Source organism: Burkholderia anthinoferrum (assembly GCF_002925705.1).
Lineage (GTDB): Bacteria > Pseudomonadota > Gammaproteobacteria > Burkholderiales > Burkholderiaceae > Burkholderia > Burkholderia semiarida.
Window position 1 is genome coordinate 1 of sequence record NZ_LFZP01000087.1, and the last position, 1,445, is coordinate 1,445.

General features: G+C 58.1%; 1 protein-coding gene. It reads right to left on the reverse strand.

The features are described from left to right. Positions 1-33: 33 nt before the first annotated feature. Positions 34-1,394 (reverse strand): IS3 family transposase gene (locus C5F75_RS36015; protein WP_089465000.1). Its coding sequence is split into 2 segments (ribosomal slippage): positions 34-932 and positions 932-1,394, totalling 1,362 coding nucleotides; the frame shifts between segments, so codons are not numbered across the junction. Between the last annotated feature and the right edge of the window lie 51 nt (positions 1,395-1,445).

Genomic DNA, 1,445 nt, shown 5'->3' on the forward strand with positions numbered 1-1,445 from the left:
TGAACTGACCCCGCAAAGTTGGACAGTTAAAGGCTAGGCGCCCAAGGGCTGAGTCCTGTATTGCACGGGACTCAGCCCTTTCAACTTGAGCTTGATGCGTTCGTGGTTGTAGTAGTGGATGTAGCGCTCGAGCGTGTCGCGCAAATGCTCCACGCAAGTGAAGCGATGTCCCTTGTAGCACTCGGACTTGAGCGTGCCGAAGAAGCTTTCCATCGCAGCATTGTCGAGGCAGTTCCCCTTGCGCGACATGCTTTGAGTCAGCTTGCGTCGCTTCAATTGCCGACAAAACGCCGGCATTCGGTATTGCCAGCCTTGGTCCGAATGCAATAACGGTCTGTCCGTGCGTTTGAGTTTGGCCAATGCCTTCTTCAGCATGCTGCTGACCAGCTCGAAGCTTGGGCGTCGGTCCATCTGGTAGGCCACGATCTCGCCGTTGTACAGATCCATTACCGGCGACAGATACAGCTTCTGCCCGCCGACGTTGAATTCCGTCACATCCGTTACCCACTTCTGGTTGGCCTGCGTGGCGCTGAACTGACGTTGCAACAGGTTGGGCGCGACTTTGCCGACCTCACCTCGCCACGAACGATATTTCTTCGGGCGCAGCAGGGACTTCAGCTGCAATTGCTGCATCAGCCGCTGCACAGCCTTGTGGTTGACGAGATGCCCGGTTTGCCGAATCGCAGCCGTGACGCGTCGATAGCCGTAGCGGCCCTTGTGATGGTCGAACACCGCCCGGATCCTCGCCTTGAGATCGGCATGGCGATCGCCAACGTTCAGCGTCCCGAGTTGGTAATAGAACGTGCTGCGCGCCAGACCGGCCGCCTTCAGAAGTGCCGCTACCGGATGGTGTTGCCTAAGCTCGCGCACTATTTGCGCTTTTTCTTTTGCGCTGCCTGCTTCTTCGCCAGCAGCGCATCGAGCTTTTTTAGGTAGGCCACCTCCGCACGCAGATACTCGTTTTCCTTGAGCAATTCCTCGCGTGTGCGTTCATCCGGTGAGCCGGTTTCAGTGGGTTTGGGCGGAAGTGAAGTGGCCATCTTTCGGGGGCGCCCTCGTCGGCGAGGGGACAGTGCATCGATACCGCCCTCATGATACAGGCGCTCCCAGCCGGCGACGCAGCCCGCGCCACGAATGTCGAACAAGGCCGACACCTGGCCGTATGACAACTCGTCTCGCCACATGCGCTGCAGTACCGATAGCTTGAACTCAGCATCGTAGCAAACGTGTTTCTTGCGCAACCCCGCGTTGCCATGCTCCCTGTAACTTGCCACCCAGCGCCGGATCACCGTACGCCCCACGCCGTGCCGGGCAGCCAGGGACTGGATGCCAATTCCACCGGAAAAATACTCGTCAACGATGCGTTGCTTGAACTGCTCGTTGTACTTCGTCATGAAAAACACCCCAAAGGTTGGACGGGTGTCCAACTTTTGGGGTGCAGTTCA